The sequence below is a fragment of the Kytococcus sp. HMSC28H12 genome (genome assembly GCF_001816045.1).
Lineage (GTDB): Bacteria > Actinomycetota > Actinomycetes > Actinomycetales > Dermatophilaceae > Kytococcus > Kytococcus schroeteri.
Genome location: NZ_KV824508.1, coordinates 7502 through 7709 on the forward strand (window position 1 = coordinate 7502; position 208 = coordinate 7709).

The following is a 208-nucleotide window of genomic DNA, read 5'->3' on the forward strand; positions in this document are numbered from 1 at the left end:
GCTCATCCCCGCTCGCGCGGGGCTCACGCGCTGCGTGAGCGGCCGTGGCTGCAGGTCGCGGGCTCATCCCCGCTCGCGCGGGGCTCACAAGTCCATGCCGGAAAGGTTCGCCTCGCTCAGGGGCTCATCCCCGCTCGCGCGGGGCTCACGTCACCGCGCCGACCAGCACCGTGCCCACGACCGGCTCATCCCCGCTCGCGCGGGGCTC